The 17,194-nt window shown below is 66.0% G+C and carries 12 protein-coding genes; 4 read left to right on the forward strand and 8 right to left on the reverse strand.

Annotated features, from left to right (window positions below; genetic code table 11):
• The first annotated feature begins 2 nt into the window (after positions 1-2).
• Positions 3-1,463 carry an NADH-quinone oxidoreductase subunit NuoN gene (gene nuoN, locus ACYRGX_RS15080; RefSeq protein WP_473053275.1) on the forward strand — a complete coding sequence of 487 codons (1,461 nt, stop codon included), beginning with the start codon at positions 3-5 and terminating at the stop codon, positions 1,461-1,463.
• 55 nt (positions 1,464-1,518) lie between these two features.
• Here the strand turns inward: nuoN and ACYRGX_RS15085 are convergent, their stop codons facing one another.
• Both ACYRGX_RS15085 and exaC read right to left on the reverse strand, forming a co-directional pair.
• Positions 1,519-3,345, reverse strand: coding sequence for an NAD(P)/FAD-dependent oxidoreductase (locus ACYRGX_RS15085; RefSeq protein WP_473053276.1), 1,827 nt, complete (start codon positions 3,343-3,345; stop codon positions 1,519-1,521).
• Positions 3,346-3,432: 87 nt separating this feature from the next.
• Positions 3,433-4,953, reverse strand: coding sequence for an acetaldehyde dehydrogenase ExaC (gene exaC / locus ACYRGX_RS15090; RefSeq protein ID WP_473053277.1), 1,521 nt, complete (start codon positions 4,951-4,953; stop codon positions 3,433-3,435).
• Positions 4,954-5,210: 257 nt separating this feature from the next.
• Between exaC and ACYRGX_RS15095 the strand changes: the two genes are divergently transcribed.
• Positions 5,211-7,088, forward strand: a complete 1,878-nt coding sequence (locus ACYRGX_RS15095; protein ID WP_473053278.1) for a sigma-54-dependent Fis family transcriptional regulator — start codon at positions 5,211-5,213, stop codon at positions 7,086-7,088.
• Here the strand turns inward: ACYRGX_RS15095 and ACYRGX_RS15100 are convergent.
• Both ACYRGX_RS15100 and ACYRGX_RS15105 read right to left on the reverse strand, forming a co-directional pair.
• Positions 7,085-8,188 carry an AI-2E family transporter gene (locus ACYRGX_RS15100; protein ID WP_473053279.1) on the reverse strand — a complete coding sequence of 368 codons (1,104 nt, stop codon included), beginning with the start codon at positions 8,186-8,188 and terminating at the stop codon, positions 7,085-7,087. The genes ACYRGX_RS15095 and ACYRGX_RS15100 overlap by 4 nt on opposite strands.
• A gap of 159 nt (positions 8,189-8,347) precedes the next feature.
• The gene (locus tag ACYRGX_RS15105) at positions 8,348-8,971 is read right to left on the reverse strand and encodes a hypothetical protein (RefSeq protein WP_473053280.1); all 624 of its coding nucleotides are present in this window, start codon (positions 8,969-8,971) and stop codon (positions 8,348-8,350) included.
• Between the two features lie 101 nt (positions 8,972-9,072).
• Here ACYRGX_RS15105 and ACYRGX_RS15110 point away from each other — a divergent pair, with 101 nt between their 5' ends.
• Positions 9,073-9,858 (forward strand): TSUP family transporter, encoded by a 786-nt coding sequence (locus ACYRGX_RS15110; RefSeq protein WP_473053281.1) that lies wholly within the window; start codon positions 9,073-9,075, stop codon positions 9,856-9,858.
• On the opposite strand, the gene nudC is transcribed toward ACYRGX_RS15110, so the two are convergent.
• From nudC to ACYRGX_RS15125, 3 genes are read right to left on the reverse strand one after another with little or no spacing between them, the layout of a single operon-like run.
• Positions 9,826-10,656, reverse strand: coding sequence for an NAD(+) diphosphatase (gene nudC, locus ACYRGX_RS15115; protein ID WP_473053282.1), 831 nt, complete (start codon positions 10,654-10,656; stop codon positions 9,826-9,828). The two genes, ACYRGX_RS15110 and nudC, sit on opposite strands and share 33 nt — an antisense overlap.
• Positions 10,656-12,320, reverse strand: coding sequence for a FimL-related protein (locus ACYRGX_RS15120; RefSeq protein WP_473053283.1), 1,665 nt, complete (start codon positions 12,318-12,320; stop codon positions 10,656-10,658). The genes nudC and ACYRGX_RS15120 overlap by 1 nt, the downstream gene beginning before the upstream one ends.
• A 36-nt stretch (positions 12,321-12,356) precedes the next feature.
• Entirely contained in the window at positions 12,357-13,169 is an 813-nt protein-coding gene (locus tag ACYRGX_RS15125) for a crotonase/enoyl-CoA hydratase family protein (protein ID WP_473053284.1), read from the reverse strand.
• A gap of 278 nt (positions 13,170-13,447) precedes the next feature.
• On the opposite strand from ACYRGX_RS15125, the gene nhaB reads away from it, so the two are divergent.
• Positions 13,448-14,938: a sodium/proton antiporter NhaB gene (nhaB, locus tag ACYRGX_RS15130; RefSeq protein WP_473053285.1), complete on the forward strand. Its 1,491-nt coding sequence runs from the start codon at positions 13,448-13,450 to the stop codon at positions 14,936-14,938.
• Here the strand turns inward: nhaB and ACYRGX_RS15135 are convergent.
• Positions 14,922-17,171, reverse strand: a complete 2,250-nt coding sequence (locus tag ACYRGX_RS15135) for an Orn/Lys/Arg family decarboxylase (RefSeq protein WP_473053286.1) — start codon at positions 17,169-17,171, stop codon at positions 14,922-14,924. The two genes, nhaB and ACYRGX_RS15135, sit on opposite strands and share 17 nt — an antisense overlap.
• Between the last annotated feature and the right edge of the window lie 23 nt (positions 17,172-17,194).

Raw genomic sequence — 17,194 nt, forward strand, 5'->3', positions numbered from 1 at the left:
ACATGGATCTCTCGACTCAACACTTCATCGCCCTATTGCCACTACTGGTCACGGGTTTCGGTGCGGTCGCGGTGATGCTGGCAATCGCCGTGCGCCGCCACCACGGCACCAGTTACCTGCTCAGCGTGGCGTTCCTGCTGGGCGCCCTGCTCGCTCTGCTGCCCGCGTTGCAGCACACACCGCTGCAGGTCACACCGCTGCTGGTGGTCGATCGCTTCGCTGCCTTCTACAGCGCACTGATCCTGATCGCTACCCTGGCCTGCGTGACCCTGGCGCACGCCTATCTCGGCGAGCACGACGAGAAAGTGGGGTTCCTCGGTAACCGCGAGGAGCTCTACCTGCTGTTGCTGCTCTCGGCCTGCGGTGGCCTGGTGCTGGTGATGGCCAACCACCTGGCGTCTCTGTTCATCGGCCTGGAGCTGCTCTCGGTGCCGGTCTACGGGTTGGTGGCCTACGCCTTCTTCAACAAACGCTCGCTGGAGGCCGGCATCAAGTACATGGTGCTGTCCGCCGCCGGCAGCGCCTTCCTGCTGTTCGGCATGGCGCTGCTCTACGCCGAATCCGGCGCGCTGGACTTCGCCGGTATCGGCCACAGCCTGGAGACCCTGGGCGCCAGCCCACTGGTACAGGCCGGTGTGGCGCTGATGCTGGTGGGCCTGGGCTTCAAGCTGTCGCTGGTGCCTTTCCACCTGTGGACCCCGGACGTCTACGAAGGCGCCCCCGCGCCGGTCGCGGCGTTCCTCGCCACTGCCAGCAAGATCGCCGTGTTCGCCGCCCTGCTGCGTTTCTACGAACTGTCCCCGGCCACCGCCGGTGGCTGGCTGGACGGATTGCTCGGGCTGATCGCGGTCGCCTCAATCCTCATCGGCAACCTGTCCGCGCTGCTGCAGAACAACCTCAAGCGCCTGCTCGGCTATTCCTCCATCGCGCACCTGGGCTACCTGCTGATCGCCCTGGTGGCGAGCCGCGGCCTGGCCGAGGAAGCCATCGGCGTGTACCTGACCGGCTACCTGGTCACCAGCCTGGCGGCGTTCGGCGTGGTCACGCTGATGTCCACGCCGTTCAAGGGCCGCGACATGGACTCGCTGTACGAATATCGCGGACTGTTCTGGCGCCGCCCCGGCCTCACCGCGGCACTCTCGCTGTGCATGCTGTCCCTGGCGGGCATCCCGCTGACCACCGGCTTCATCGGCAAGTTCTACGTGCTCGCCGCCGGCGTCGAGAGCCATCTCTGGTGGCTGGTCGCTGCACTGGTGATCGGTAGCGCCATCGGCCTGTTCTACTACCTGCGGGTGATGATCACGCTGTTCCTGGTCGAGCCGCAGTTGCACCGCCATGACGCGCCGCTGGACTGGGGACAGAAGGCCGGTGGCCTGGTCCTGATCGTGATGGCCATCGCCACCCTGCTGTTGGGTGTCTATCCGCAACCGCTGCTGGAAATGGTGCGCCTGGCCGGACTCTGATCCGCCGCCGCAATGAAAAGGGCCGCAATCGCGGCCCTTCTCGTCACAGCCCGACTCAGCCCTTGTGATGCACCTCGGCACGCTTGTAGACCTGCGTATCCAGGCCTTCGTAGCGCGCCTTGAGTTGCAGCGCGAGGTACAGCGAGTAGTGTCGCGACTGGTGCAGATTGCCGCCGTGGAACCATAGGTTGTCCTGCTGGGTTGGCTTCCACATGTTGCGCAGCTCACCTTCGTACGGCCCCGGGTCCTTGGTGGTACCCGAGCCCAGGCCCCAGCAACGGCCCACCTTGTCGGCGACCTCCTGGGAAATCAACTGCGCCGCCCAGCCATTCATCGAACCGTAGCCGGTGGCGTAGACGATCAGGTCGGCCGGCAGCCGCGAGCCATCGCTGAGCAACACGGCGTCCTTCTCGATGCGCTCGACCGCAAGACCCGGGGCGCTCTTGAGCTTGATCCGGCCATTGGCGATCAGCTCGCAGGCGCCGACATCGATGTAGTAGCCCGAGCCTCGGCGCACGTACTTCATGAACAGGCCCGAATCGTCGTCGCCGAAGTCGAGCATGAAGCCCGCCGCGGCCAACCGGTCGTAGAAGTCCTTGTCACGCTCGCGGACCTGTTCGAAGGCCTGGCGGTGGAACTGCGGCATCACCTTGTAGGGGATCGAGGCGAAGAGCATGTCCGCCTTGTCGGTGCTCAGCCCCTGCTCCAGGGCGTCCTCCGAGTAGAGTGGGCCGAACACCAGGTCCATCAGCGATTCGGAGCGCACCACATGGGTCGAGGAGCGCTGCACCATGGTGACGTCGGCGCCATGCTCCACCAGGTCGGCGCAGATGTCGTGGGCCGAGTTGTTGGCGCCGATCACCACCGCCCGCTTGCCGCGCCAGGCATCGCCGCCCGGATGACGACTGGAATGGTGCTGCTGCCCGGCGAACTGCTCGGCGCCCGGGTAGCGCGGCACGTTGGGCACCCCGGACATGCCGGTGGCGAGGATCAGTTGCGTGGGTTGCAACGTCAGCGCCTTGCCATCGCGGCGCACCTGCACCGTCCAGCGTCCCGTCTGCTCGTCGTAGTGCGCGCCCAGGCACTCGGTACGGTTCCAGTAGTTGAGCTCCATGACCTTGGCGTACATCTCCAGCCAGTCGCCGATCTGGTCCTTGGGCGTGAACACCGGCCAGTGCTCGGGAAACGGCAGGTAGGGCATGTGGTCGTACCAGACCGGATCGTGCAGGCACAGCGACTTGTAGCGGCCGCGCCACTGGTCGCCGGGGCGCTCGGCCTTGTCCACGATCAGGGTCGGCACGCCCAGGCGCTTGAGCCGCGCCCCCAGGCCTAGCCCGCCCTGGCCGCCACCGACGATCAGGCAATAGGGCTGCTCGGTGATGCCCAGGCTGGCCTCTTCGTCGCGCCGACGTTCCGCCCAGTTGCGCGGATCGGCGTGCCCCTGGCCATGCTGGGCCCCCAGCGGACGTCGCCGTCCAGTGGGCTCCTCGTGCCCCTTCAACTCCCGCATCGCGGTGAGCAGCGTCCAGCAGCGCCCCTCCTTCAGGCGTACGTAGCCCTTGCCCCGGGCGACCTCGGTTTCCAGGGAGAGCCAACCTTCCAGGACGCCATCGGCGGCGCTGGCTTCGCCCTCGATTTTCCAGTTTTCCGGCGCCGTGAGATCCAGCCGTGCCTCCAGCATGTCGCGGATCGAGGCCTTGCCCTCGAGGGTCACCAGGTTCCAGGAAAACAACACCAGGTCGCGCCAATGGCAATCTTCGGCGAACAGCTCCAGGGCGCCGTCGATATCACGCGCGGCGAGTCGGCCGGCGAAGGCCTCCAGCCAGGCGGCGAGTTCGGTGGTAGGGGCATGCAGGTTCTGCGGATCGACATGTACGTTCATGCGAAACCTCTTTTCCGGGTCGTTCTTGTACCGCGCGACCCCGTCCCGGTACGCGGGGTCGCGTCATGGCTGAGCGATCGTAAAGAGCTAGAAGAAGCCCATCGGCTCGGTGCTGTAGCTGATCAGCAGGTTCTTGGTCTGCTGGTAGTGGTCGAGCATCATCTTGTGCGTCTCACGGCCCACGCCCGACTTCTTGTAGCCGCCGAATGCCGCGTGCGCCGGATACATGTGGTAGCAGTTGGTCCACACCCGACCCGCCTTGATCCCACGACCCATGCGGTACGCGCGGTTGATGTCGCGCGTCCACAGGCCCGCACCCAGACCGAACTCGGTGTCGTTGGCGATCGCCAGCGCTTCGGCCTCGTCCTTGAAGGTCGTCACGCCCACCACCGGGCCGAAGATCTCTTCCTGGAACACGCGCATCTTGTTGTGCCCCTTGAGCAGCGTCGGCTGGATGTAATAACCGTTGGCTAGGTCGCCCTGCAGCGATCCGGCGGCGCCGCCGGTGAGCACTTCGCAACCCTCCTGCTGGGCGATGTCCAGGTACGAGAGGATCTTCTCGTACTGCTGCTGCGAGGCCTGCGCGCCGACCATGGTGTCAGTGTCCAGCGGGTTGCCGCGCTTGATCGCCTTCACCTTCTTCATCACCGCCGCCATGAACGGCTCGTAGATCGATTCCTGCACCAGCGCGCGCGACGGGCAGGTACACACCTCGCCCTGGTTGAAGAACGCCAGCACCAGGCCTTCGGCGGCCTTCTCGATGAACGAGGGCTCGGCCTGCATGATGTCTTCGAAGTAGATGTTCGGGCTCTTGCCGCCCAGCTCCACGGTGCTCGGGATGATGTTCTTCGCCGCGCAGGAGAGGATGTGCGAACCCACCGGGGTGGAGCCGGTGAAGGCGATCTTGGCGATGCGCGTGCTGGTCGCCAGCGCCTCGCCCGCTTCCTTGCCAAAACCCTGGACGATGTTGAGCACACCCGGCGGCAGCAGGTCGCCGATGATCTCCGCCAGCAGGGTGATCGACAGCGGCGTCTGCTCGGCCGGCTTCATGATCACGCAGTTGCCGGCCGCCAGCGCCGGGGCCAGTTTCCAGGCCGCCATCAGCAGCGGGAAGTTCCACGGGATGATCTGCCCCACCACGCCCAGCGGCTCGTGGAAGTGGTAGGCGGCGGTGTGTTCGTCGATTTCCGCCGCGGCCCCTTCCTGGGCGCGGATGCAGCCGGCGAAGTAGCGGAAGTGGTCGGCGGCCAGCGGGACGTCGGCGTTGAGCGTCTCGCGAATGCCCTTGCCGTTGTCCCAGGTCTCCGCGACGGCGAGTTTCTCCAGGTTCGCCTCGATGCGGTCGGCGATCTTCAGCAGCACCAGCGAGCGCGCCTGCACCGAGGTCTTGCCCCAGGCATCGGCGGCGGCGTGCGCGGCATCCAGCGCCTTGTCGATGTCGGCCGCGTCGGAACGGGGAAACTCGGCGATCACCGAGCCGTTCACCGGCGAGGTGTTGACGAAGTAGTTGCCGTGCACCGGAGCGACGAATTCACCACCGATGTAGTTGCCATAGCGCGGTGCGAAACTGACCACCGAGCCCTGGGTACCGGGTTGTGCGTAGATCATGCGGATTCTCCGAAATCTTGTTGTTGTCGTGGGCAAATCCCGGGAGACACGGAGCAAGAGCGGGGCCACAAGCGTGCAGGCCAGTCCCCACGCGGCCTGCAGGCCTGCACCACAGATCAACGGGAAGGCCGCTGCGACAACCGTGGAACACTGCGGCGTGACAGTTCGTACCGTTTCTGCAACAGGTGCCCCGTGTGACGTTTTGCCCTATGCTGGGCCTACGCCCGCTGCGAACACCGCTTCGGAGAACAACAAGAATGAGTACCCTGCATCATCATGCGCAGCAGGTGCTGCGCTTCGGCGAAGGCCTACCCGGCGCCCGCGGACCGGCCGACAATCCGGCCATCGCGCGCTCCTGGCGTCGCTGCCTGGAGCAACATCATCTGGACCCCACCGGCCCCAACGCACCTTGCGTGATGGAACACGCACGCCTGCGCGAGCGGCGCGAGCAACTGCAACAGGTCATTGCCGTGGCCCGCTGGCAGATGAGCAGCCTGCATCAGCAATTGGGCGGCCGCGGCCACGCGATCCTGCTGACCGACACCCAGGGCGTGGTGATCGACAGCCTGGCGCTGGACACCGAGCGCAACGAATTCCAGCGCGCCGGCCTGTGGCTGGGCGCGGTCTGGGACGAAGCCACCGAGGGCACCAACGGCGTCGGCACCTGCCTGGTCGAGCGCCAGGCGCTGACCATTCGTCGCGACGCGCACTTTCGCGGCCGGCATACCGATCTCACCTGCTCCGCCAGCCCCATCCTCGATCCCCACGGCGAGCCCCTGGCGGTGCTCAACGTCTCCACCTGCCACGATGACGCCAGCGGCAGCGGCGCCTATCAGACCATGGCGCTGACCAGCCTGAGCGCCAAGCTCATCGAGGGCGCCTATTTCGTGCAGTCCTGCGCCGGCCGCCGCCTGCTGCGCCTGCACGCCCGACCCGAGTACCTGGGCATGCTCAGCGAGGGCCTGCTGGCGTTCGACGAGCAAGGGCGTGTCGCCGCGCTCAACGAAGCGGCGCTGGCCCTGCTCGGCGCACATCGCGAGGCGTTGCTGGGGCGTTCCCTGGAAGAACTCTTCGACACCTCCGGGCAGCGCCTGCTCGAACCCCTGTCCGGCGACTTCGGCCAACCCCTGGCGCTACGCACCGGCGACGGTCGACGGCTGCATGGGCAATTGGCCGGTCCGGCCACACGTCCACGCGCGCCGAGCCGCTCGCTGCCCGCGAGCGTGCCCTCGCCCTGCCTGGCCGACCCCCGCCTGCGCGACGGCTTCAACCGTGCCTGCCGGGTACTCGAGCGCGATGTACCGGTGCTGCTGCAGGGTGAAACCGGCACTGGCAAGGAGGCCTTCGCTGCCGCTGTACACCGCGCCAGCAGCCGCGCCGACAAACCCTTCGTGGCGATCAACTGCGCCGCGATCCCGGAAAGCCTGATCGAGAGCGAGCTGTTCGGCTATCGCGGCGGCAGCTTCACCGGAGCGCGTAAGGAAGGCATGCCCGGCAAGCTGCTGCAGGCCGACGGCGGCATTCTCTTCCTCGATGAAATCGGCGACATGCCGCTGGCCATGCAGACACGCCTGCTGCGGGTGCTCGAATCGCGCCAGTTGCAGCCGCTGGGCGCAACCCAGGCATTGCCGCTGGACGTGCGCCTGCTCAGCGCCAGTCACCGCGACTTGCCTGCGATGGTCGCCGAAGGGCGCTTTCGTGAGGATCTCTACTATCGCCTGGCGGGCCTGCGGATCGATCTGCCGCCCCTGCGCGAACGCAGCGACAAACCGCAACTGCTCGACCAGTTGCTGCAGGAGGAAGCTGCGGGGGAGGTGCTAAGCATCGACGAACGGGTCCGCCAGGCCCTGCTCGAACAACCCTGGCCGGGCAACGTTCGCCAGTTGCGTAGCCTGCTGCGCACCCTGGTGGCGCTGGCCGAGGACGGCTACATCGGTATGCCGCAGTGGCAAGCCGTGAAACCCGGCGACCCGCCCGCCGCGGGCGCCGCGCCGCTGGCGGATGCCGAGCGCGAGACCCTGCTCGCCACCCTCGATCGCCAACGCTGGCACATGACGCGCACCGCGCAGGCACTGGGCGTCAGCCGCAACACGCTGTACCGCAAGCTGCAGCGTCACGGCATCGCGCGTCGCTAGGGCTCGTTGCCGTCACGTTCAGCGGACTCTTCGTCGCTGAGCTGCACGGCAAGGCCGTCGTCGGGGTCGACGAACAGCCCCCAGCTGGAGAAGAACAACGCGGCGATCAGCGGTCCGATGACGAAGCCGTTGAGGCCGAACAGCGACAGGCCGCCGAGGGTGGAGACCAGCACCACGTAGTCCGGAAGCTTGGTGTCCTTGCCCACCAGGATCGGGCGCAGCACGTTGTCCACCAGACCGATCACCAGCACGCCGTAGAGAATCAGCACGACGCCCTGCACGACCGCGTCGTTGAACAGGAAATACACCGCCACCGGCGTCCAGATCAGGCCGGCGCCGACCGCCGGAAGCAGTGACAGGAAGGCCATCACCACCGCCCAGAGCACCGCGCTGGGGATATCCAGTATCCAGAAGATCAAGCCGCCCAGCGCGCCCTGGGTCGCCGCCACCACCACGTTGCCCTTCACCGTGGCACGGACCACCCGGGTGAACTTGTCGAACAGACGGCCCTTCTGCCGCTCGCTCAGCGGTACCGCCCGGCGCATGCTGTCGACCAGTTGGCGGCCGTCGCGGATGAAGAAGAACAGCAGGTAGAGCATCACGAAAAAGGCGATGACGAACTCGAAGGTTCCCTGGCCGAAGCTGAAGGCCTTGGTCGCCATGTACTGACTGGCCTGCTTTGCATAGCCCAGCAGGGTGTCGCGCAGGCTGGACAGGTCGCCCATGCCGAAACGGTCAAGCTGCGTCTGCAGGAACGGCGGCAGCGCGTTGCGCAGATGCTCCAGCTGCGCGCCGAAATCCAGCTCCCCGCTGTCGATACGCCGGTACAGCGATGCGCCTTCCTGTACCAGCAAGCCGGTGACGAAGATCATCGGCAGCACCGCGATCAGCAGGCACAGCGCCACGGTGCACAGCGAAGCCAGGTTGCGCCGCTCGCCGAAACGCCGCAGCAAGCGGCGCTGGATCGGCGTGAACAGAATCGCCAGGATCACCGCCCAGAACACCGCGCCCTGAAACGGCACGAGAATCCAGCCGAAAGCCAGCGAGACGACCAGTAGCAGGGCCAGGAATACCTTGGATTCGAGATGGAGGTAGGACATGAAGATCCTTCGCAAGGGGGGATGCAGCTTAGTCAACGCGCCGCGCCAGGAGTGCGAACACCCCGCGCCAGCGTGTTTTACCGGGTAAACCGGGGGAACGCTAGGCTGGCGAAAGCGCTCGATGCGCTGCCCGGATGGGCAGCACCTATCGTTCGTCGCTCAACGCCAAGCTTCCATGGCCCGCAGTGCCACCTCGTTGGCCGGCTGTACCAGGAGCCCCACCGGCGTCAGCACGATCGTGTATTTAGCCCCGTCGCGCAGCGGCAACCAGGGCCCGCGCAGCAGTTGGGTCCGCGCCCAGTCGCTGCTCGGTGCGTTTTCCAGGCGACGCCCGGGGTCCAGCCCGAACCAGCCGCTCTGCAACTCTTCGCGAGTGCCCTGCCCCTGTGCCTCGAACGCCAGGTAGCGCGCCGCGAGCACCTCCGGCCGAAAACCTGGTTGCAGACCCAGATAACTGGCCAGCGGACCCCAGCGCCAGACCCGCGCGCGCAGTTGCCAAAGTTCGCCCTGCAGTTGCAGCGTACGTTGCATCGCGCCTTCGAGGGTTACCGAGAACCCTTCATCCGCAGCGTTTACCGTGATCTCCAGCCAGGCACCACTTTGCGGCGCGCGCGCATAGCTCGCCAATGTCAGTGCCAACAGCCCGCTCCATAACCCCAGCGTCAGCAACAGCACGCCGGCACAGCCACGTAGCCATCCGATCAACCAGGCTCCGGGCCACAACAGGCGCAGCGCCAGCGCCAGTCCACCGATGGCGAACAACAGCAAGAAGGCTATCGGCAAGAAAGATTGCATCCGGTCATGTTCCAAAGCACGCAAAGCCGGCATTATGCGCAGCGCCTCCCTTCCCAGCCAGCCGGCCCAGCCGGATAAGCCGCTTTCCCATGTCCTTCGCCCTGGAACTCGCCGTCTCCCTGCCGACCCTGAGCCTGTTGTGTCTGGTGGCCTTCGTCGCCGGCTTCATCGACGCCGTCGCCGGTGGCGGTGGCCTGCTGACCATCCCCGCATTGCTTACTGCCGGCATCCCGCCGCACCTGGCATTGGGTACCAATAAACTGTGCGGCACCTTCGGCTCCGCCGCCGCCAGCCTGACCTTCTATCGCCGCCGGCTGTTTTTCCCCCATCGCTGGCGCCACGCACTGCTGGCCACCGCGCTGGGCGCGGCGTTCGGCGCACTGATGGCGCACTGGATTCCGGCCCACTGGTTGAACCAGATGCTTCCCGTGGTGGTGTTCTGCTGCGCGCTGTACGTGCTGTTTGGCCGCCTGCCCGAGCGCGTCGAGCATGACGTGCTGCGTCCGTCCGTGCGCCGCCAGTGGCCGCAAGGGTTCGGCCTGGGCTTCTACGACGGCGTCGCCGGCCCGGGCACCGGGGCCTTCTGGACCGTCAGCAGCCTACTGCTTTACCCGCTGGATCTGCTGCGCGCCAGTGGCGTGGCGCGCAGCATGAACTTCGTCAGCAACGCGGTGGCGCTCGCCGTGTTCATCGCCGCCGGGCAGGTGGCCTGGGTGCTGGGTATCGGCATGGGACTGGCGCTGATGTGCGGCGCCTTTCTCGGCGCGCGCACCGCGATCGGAGGGGGCGCGCGGCTGATCCGTCCGGTGTTCGTCTGCGTGGTCCTGTCGCTGACCGCTCGGCTAGCCTGGCAGCACTGGTTCGGCGCCGCCTGAGCGCTGCGCCAGGTACAGCTCGATGAGATAACGGGCGATCGAGCGCTGTGCCGGCAACGGCGGCAGCGCATCCTTGTGGAACCAACGTGCATCCTCGATCTCGCCCGGCTGCGGGACGATCTCGCCCCCGGCGTACTCGGCGTGGAAGCCGAGCATCAGCGAATGCGGGAAAGGCCAGCTCTGGCTGGCGATGTAGCGCAGGTTGCGGATGTTCACACCCACCTCCTCCATCACCTCGCGGGCGACGCACTGCTCCACCGTCTCGCCCGGCTCGACGAACCCCGCCAGGGTGCTGTAGATGCCGCTGACGAACCGCGGTGAACGAGCCAGCAACAGTTCGTCGCCACGGGTGACCAGCACGATCATGCTCGGCGACAAGCGAGGGTACTGCTGGAAGCCGCAGGACGGACAGCACATGGCGCGCTCGCTGGGCTGCGCCTGCATGGAGGTTCCGCAACGCCCGCAGAAGCGATTGTTGCGCGACCAGGTCGCGATCTGGCTGGCATAGCCCAGCAGACCGAACAGCGTCGCGTCACTGTGCTGCATCAGTTGACGCAAGGTCTGCCATTGCGCCCCGGGCAGTTGCAGCGGAGCCTGCAGTTCGATCAAGTAGACCGGTTCGCCCTGCCAGTAGCCCAGCCCGTGCTCGCGGTACGTCGGCAATGCCTGGCCCTTGATCCACTCCCGCGGCAGCAGCGGCCCCTCGGCATCCACCAGGAAACCTTCCTCGCCCTGCAGCAACGCCAGCCCGCCGCCTGCGGATAGCGCCACAAGCCCCGGCTGCCAGACCTCGCCCATCAAACCTCCAACGACTGCCCCAAACTGCGCATCGCCGCGCTCGCCAGGTCGAGGACCCGGGTGCGCTGCTCGTCCGACGAATCGTCGGTTTCCAGATGATACTCGAGGCTACTCAGGGCATCGGCGAGAATTTCCATGTTCTCGGCGGGCGGCATCGTTGCGCTATCCAGCATGTGCGACTGGATGAACCCGCCACAGGCGGCGACCAGTTGCGCCGTGCGCGTGAGGCCGAGGAACCAGAGCCCTCCGCGCACGCTATGCAGCACCTCGGGGATGCCTTCGAGGTGGTTGCGATCGCCAGCCGACTCCAGATAGGCGGTAATCGCGCGACGGGTGAGACTCAGCCCGGCACGGGCCTCCTCGCGCACCACGATCTGCGCCTCCGCCAGTTGGTGCGAGGAAAAGGCTTGCAGCGGATCGATGGGCGGCCGTCGGATGCTTACCCTTTGCTCCTGGGGCAGGCTGGCGAGCATGCCGTCGACGTACAGCAGGGCTTCGGCCAGGGCCTGTAGCGCCTGGGCGTCAGGACGCTGCCCAGCGTTCCATCCGGCCACCTGCTGCACGCAGGACTGTACCGCACGTGCCGCCGAGGTCAGTCCGACCATCACCAGGGTCTTGCAAAGCTTGCCCAGCAGCGCGTGCAGACGCGCCAGATCGGACTCGTCGGCCCCCGCACCACCGAATGTCTCGAGCAGTTGCTTGGCCGCCTCCAGTTCTTCTCCAATCGCCATGGACAACGAGCGCATGACGTTCTCACCCGGAGCACGCAGGCGTTGGTATTCCTCGTCCAGCAGATGGTCGGTGAACGGCAGTCGGCCGAGGCGAAACGTGTGACGCACGCGGCTGGCGAGTGGACCTTCACTGTCGGCCAAGGCCACCAGATAGAGCAATTCCTTGAGCAGGCTGCGCGGTGCCGGCCGCTGGGGTTGGGCAACCCACACGGGCAATTCGCGGTCCAGGCGCGCAAACAGGCGCTTGCGGCTCGGGCGGATCAGCAGTTGACCGTCGACCAGGGCCTCGGCGGCGGCGGCGGCAATCCAGCACGCACGCGCGGACGGCGTGTCACCGAGCAGACGCATCAGGCGCGACAAGGCACGACTCATGAAGGTCAACGCCGCGGCGGTATTCTCTTCGCGTAGATAGCCGAGCAGCCCGTGCTGGTACATGGCGCGCAGCCGCGGCGCCTCGAGCGCCAGGCGCGCGCTATCGGGATCTTCGCCGGAGCCGCCGGTCGCGGCGTCCAACCTCACGCTGAAGAAGTAGCTTTCCGGCAGGCCCGTCTGGCCACTCGCGCGGCGCAGCTCGTCGATCGCCGGGATCAACAGTTCCGGCAGTTCCATGCGACTGGCATCGACGCCCTCCAGATAGCGGCGCAGCACGTGCAGCGCAGCGGGCAGCGCGGCCAATTGCACATCGCGCTCGCTCGCCACCTCGGAGGGAATGTCGGTCAGTTGTTGCTGGATTTCCTGGGCGAGCAGCTCGGCACCGGTCAGCTCGATCAGACTCAAGGTGCCGCGCACCTGGCGCAGTTGCTCCAGCGCCTGCTGCAACAACGCGCCGTCGTCACGCTGGGCGACGAAGCGCTCGAGCGCGTCCTCGGCTTCGACCAGAGTGACGAACAGTTCCTTGCGCACCATACCCAGTGCAGCGGGTCCCGTGGCCATACGCGCTACGCCTCCTGCGTCTACGAGAAATCCCGCTCAGTCCGCGAAGCGTACCTTCTGCCGGGTCAACTGTGCGCTAACCGCCTGCTGCAGATCGGGGGCCTGGAGCATTGCCGCATTCCAGGTCGCCACGTAATCCAGGCCATCGTCGACTCGGTGGTCGCGCATATAGCGGATCATCCGCTTGGTGCCACGAATCGCCAAGGGTGATTTCTCGGCGATTTGCGCGGCCAGCGCCATCACGCCGGCGTCCAGCTCCGCCATATCCGCATAGGTACGGTTGACCAGCCCGATCTGCCGGGCCTCTTCGCCATCCAGCGTGGCGCCGGTGTAGGCCAGCTCACGCAGCATGCCATCGCCGATGATCCGCGGCAGACGCTGCAGGGTGCCGACGTCCGCGGCCATGCCCATGTCGATCTCGCGAATGGAGAACTGCGCGTCACGGGTCGCATAGCGCATGTCGCAGGCAGAGATCAGATCGATGGCGCCGCCCAGGCAATATCCCTGGATAGCGGCCAGTACGGGCTTGCGACATTCGTCGACGGCAGTCAGCGAGCCCTGCAGTTCGACGATCTTGCGCCGCAGCAACTCGGCGTTACGCCCCACGTCACGGCCCAGTTGGGCGCCGAGCTGGGCCAGCATGTTGAGATCGATCCCGGAGCTGAAGTGGGGCCCGGCGCCGCTGAGAACCACCACGCGGATCGCATCGGTCTCGTCGATCATCGCGAAAATCTCGCGGATCTCCCGCCAGAATGCCTCGTTCATGGCGTTGATCTTCTGCGGACGGTCGATGATCACGCGGGCGATGTCGCCCTCGCGCTCGACACGGAAGGCTTGGTATTCGGACACGGCGACCTCACTGTCTGACCAACATCGGAAACGTGCCCGGATATTAGCAATACCCTGAAAAATGTCGAAGCTTCGACATTTTCAGCCGGACGCCAGGCACATTCCGCAGCATCGTCCACCCGCGCACCGGATTCCTCTTAACCCGCCACGAACGCCTCTGGAGCGCGGCATACGGCCGCAGCCCCAACCCTTAACGAGAGCCGATTAACGCTTGCCCTGCCCCCGCCGGGATGGCAATTTTGCGACAATTTATTAATAAAAGTCGTCGAGCAGTCCTGATGCACCTCTCCCCTACGGTCTTTCTACACAGTTTCCTGGGCCATAGCCCACGCTGGTACAAGGCGCTCATCCTGGCTTTCCTGGTCGTCAACCCGTTGGCGTTGCTGGTGCTTGGCCCCGCAGCCTGCGCCTGGCTGCTGGTCGCCGAGTTCATTCTCACCCTGGCGATGGCGCTCAAATGCTATCCGCTGCAACCCGGCGGGTTGCTGGTCATTGAAGCACTGGTGCTCGGGCTGGCCACGCCCGAAGCGCTCTATGAGGAGTTGCAACACAATTTCCCGGTGATCCTGCTGCTGATGTTCATGGTCGCCGGCATCTACTTCATGAAAGACCTGCTGCTCTTCGTGTTTTCTCGGCTGTTGCTGGGCGTGCGCTCCAAAATGCTGCTCGGCCTGCTGTTCTGCCTGATGGCCGGCCTGCTCTCGGCCTTTCTCGATGCACTGACGGTGACCGCCGTAGTGATCAGCGTCGGCGTGGGCTTCCATTCCGTCTACCACCGGGTGGCCTCGGGCAATCGCGAAGTCGGCCTGGCCGATGACAGCTCCATCACCGAACTGCACCGGGAGGACCTGGACCAGTTTCGCGCCTTCCTGCGCAGCCTGCTGATGCATGCGTCGGTGGGAACCGCGTTGGGCGGCGTCTGCACCCTGGTCGGAGAGCCACAGAACCTGCTGATCGGCCACGAAGTGGGCTGGGACTTCCTGCGTTTCTTCATCGAAATGGCGCCGGTCTCGCTGCCGGTGCTCGGCGCCGGGTTGGTGACCTGCGTCCTGCTGGAGAAGACCTCATGGTTCGGCTATGGCACGCCGTTGCCGGGCGCGGTGCGCCAGGTGCTGGCCGAGCATGCCGCGGCCAGTGACGCGCGGCGCACGGCGAGCCAGCGCGCTGCCCTGTGGATCCAGGGCAGCGCTGCACTGATCCTGATCCTCGGCTTGGCGCTACATGTGGCCGAGGTGGGCCTGATCGGGCTGCTGGTGATCGTGCTGATCACCGCCTTCACCGGCATTACCGACGAACATCAGATCGGCCGCGCCTTCCAGGAGGCCCTGCCGTTCACCGCGCTGCTGGTGGTGTTCTTCGCGGTGGTGGCGATGATCCACGAGCAGCACCTGTTCGCCGCGGTGATCGCCCATGTGCTGGCGCTGCCGTTGCAGCAGCAGCCGGGCATGCTGTTCCTCGCCAACGGCGTGCTTTCGGCGATCAGTGACAACGTCTTCGTCGCCACCATCTACATCACCGAGGTCAAGCAGGCCTGGCTCGCCGGACACATGAGCCGCGAGCATTTCGAGACCCTGGCGGTGGCCATCAATACCGGAACCAACCTGCCCAGCGTGGCCACCCCCAACGGCCAGGCGGCGTTCCTGTTCCTGCTGACGTCCACCCTGGCGCCGCTGGTGCGACTGTCCTACGGACGCATGGTCTGGATGGCCCTGCCCTACACGCTGGTGATGACCAGCGTCGGTTGGTGGGCGGTCAGTCACTGGCTTTGAGGCAATCCACGGTATAAACGCCGTCCTCGCGCTGCAGGCCGTGGACGTCGGCGTCGAAACCGGGAAAACCCTGGTCGAAGCGGCGCGCGTAGATCAGGTAGTCGAGGATCGCCCGATTGCCCGCCGTGAAGCGCTCACCGGGCATGATCAACGGGATTCCCGGCGGATACGGCACCAGCATCACCGCGGCGATGCGACCCTCGAGTGCCTCGATGGGCACCGCCTCGATCTCACCGCGCACCAGCTTGTCGTAGGCATCGGCCGGTTTCACCGCCATCTCCGGAAGCTGCGTGTACATGCGCTTGAGCGCCTTGGCGGTGGCGTTTTCCCGATAGCACTCGTGCAACTGATCGCACAGATCGCGCAACCCCAGCCCCTGGTAGCGCGCCGGCTCCTCGCGGGCGAGTGATGGCAGGCTTTCGGCCAGCGACGCATTCGCGTCGTACATCCGCTTGAACTCCAGCAGCTCGGTGAGCAACGTGCTCCACTTGCCCTTGGTGATGCCCATGGAGAACAGCACCAGGAACGAGTAGAGGCCGGTCTTCTCCACCACCAGGCCACGCTCCCAGAGAAAGCGACTGACCAGCGTGGCCGGGATTCCGCGGGCGTCCAGGCGACCGTCACCCCGCAGCCCCGGCATCACCAGGGTCACCTTGATCGGGTCGAGCAGCACGTAGTCTTCACTCAGCCCTTCGAAGCCATGCCAACTGGCGCCCGGCTGCAACAGCCAATCCTCGGTGGCAATGGTTTCATGGTCGTGGGCGTCTTCCGGCTCCCAGATATCGAACCACCAGTCGTCGTCCGCCAGGCTGGCGCCGACGTTGGCCAAGGCGCGGCGAAACGCCAGCGCCTCGTCGAAGGTTTCCTGGATCAACGAGCGCCCTGCGGGACCTTCCATCATCGCCGAGGCAACGTCCAGCGAGGCGAGAATGCCGTACTGCGGCGAGGTGGAGATGTGCATCATGAAGGCTTCGTTGAAGCGGTCCCGATCCAGGGCACGCTGGCCACCATCCTGCACGTGGATCATCGAGGCCTGGCTGAAGGCCGCCAGCAGCTTGTGCGTGGAATGCGTGGTGAACACCAGCGGCGCCTGCGCATGGCGACCGGTGCCCATGCCGAAACGCCCGGCATAGAACTCGTGGAACGCCGCGTAAGCGAACCACGCCTCGTCGAAATGCAGCACCTCGACGCTCCCGGCCAGCGCCTGCTTGATCTGTTCGGCGCTGTAGCAGAGGCCGTCGTAGGTCGAGTTGGTCACCACCGCCAGGCGTACCCGTGGCGCGCGGCCACGGGCCAGCGGGTTGGCGTCGATCTTCGCCTGGATCGAGGCTGGCGAGAACTCTTCGAGAGGGATCGGCCCGATGATCCCCAACTCGTTGCGCTCGGGGTTCAGGTACAGCGGAATGGCGCCGGTCATGATGATCGCGTGGAGGATCGATTTGTGGCAGTTGCGATCCACCAGCACCAGGTCATCGCGACAGACCATCGAATGCCAGACGATCTTGTTCGCGGTGGAGGTGCCGTTGATTACGAAGAAGGTGTGATCGGCGCCGAAATTGCGCGCCGCACGCGCCTCGGCCTCGGCCAGCGGGCCGGTGTGATCGAGCAGCGAGCCGAGTTCCGGCACCGACACCGACAGATCGGAGCGCAGGGTGTTCTCGCCGAAGAACTGGTGGAAGGCTTGCCCCACCGGGCTCTTGCGATAGGCCACGCCGCCGCCATGGCCGGGCGTGTGCCAGGAATAGTTGGACTGCCAGGTATGCTCCACCAGCGCACTGAAGAACGGCGGCAAGAGCCCCGCCAGGTAGTTGCGCGCGGCACGCCCGACCTGCCGGGCGAGGAACTGCACGGTGTCCTCGAAGAGGTAGAGGATGCCGCGCAGTTGGTTGAGGTCGGCCATCGCCTCGGCCGGGGCATGCTCGATGGTGACGCGCTCGCCAAGGGCGAAGATCGGCAATTGCGGCGCCCGGGCGCGCGCCGCGCGGATCAATTCGACCATGTCCTTGAGCAGTCGCTGGTTCTCCCCGGCGCCCTCGGCGGCCACCAGGATGCAGGCCAGGCCGTGGTGGGTGGAGGCGACGATCTGCCCTTCGCTGGAGCTGGCGGTGGAGAGGATCTGGAAGCCGTCGTCGGCAAGCTCGGCGGCGATACCGCGGACGCGCTCGCCCGCTACGGTGTCCGCCTTGATGTCCCGATGAACGATGAGAATCGGGAATTGCAGGTCCTTGTACATGAAAAGCCCCACGACTGTTGGTG

The sequence above is a fragment of the Pseudomonas sp. R4-15 genome (assembly GCF_055768815.1).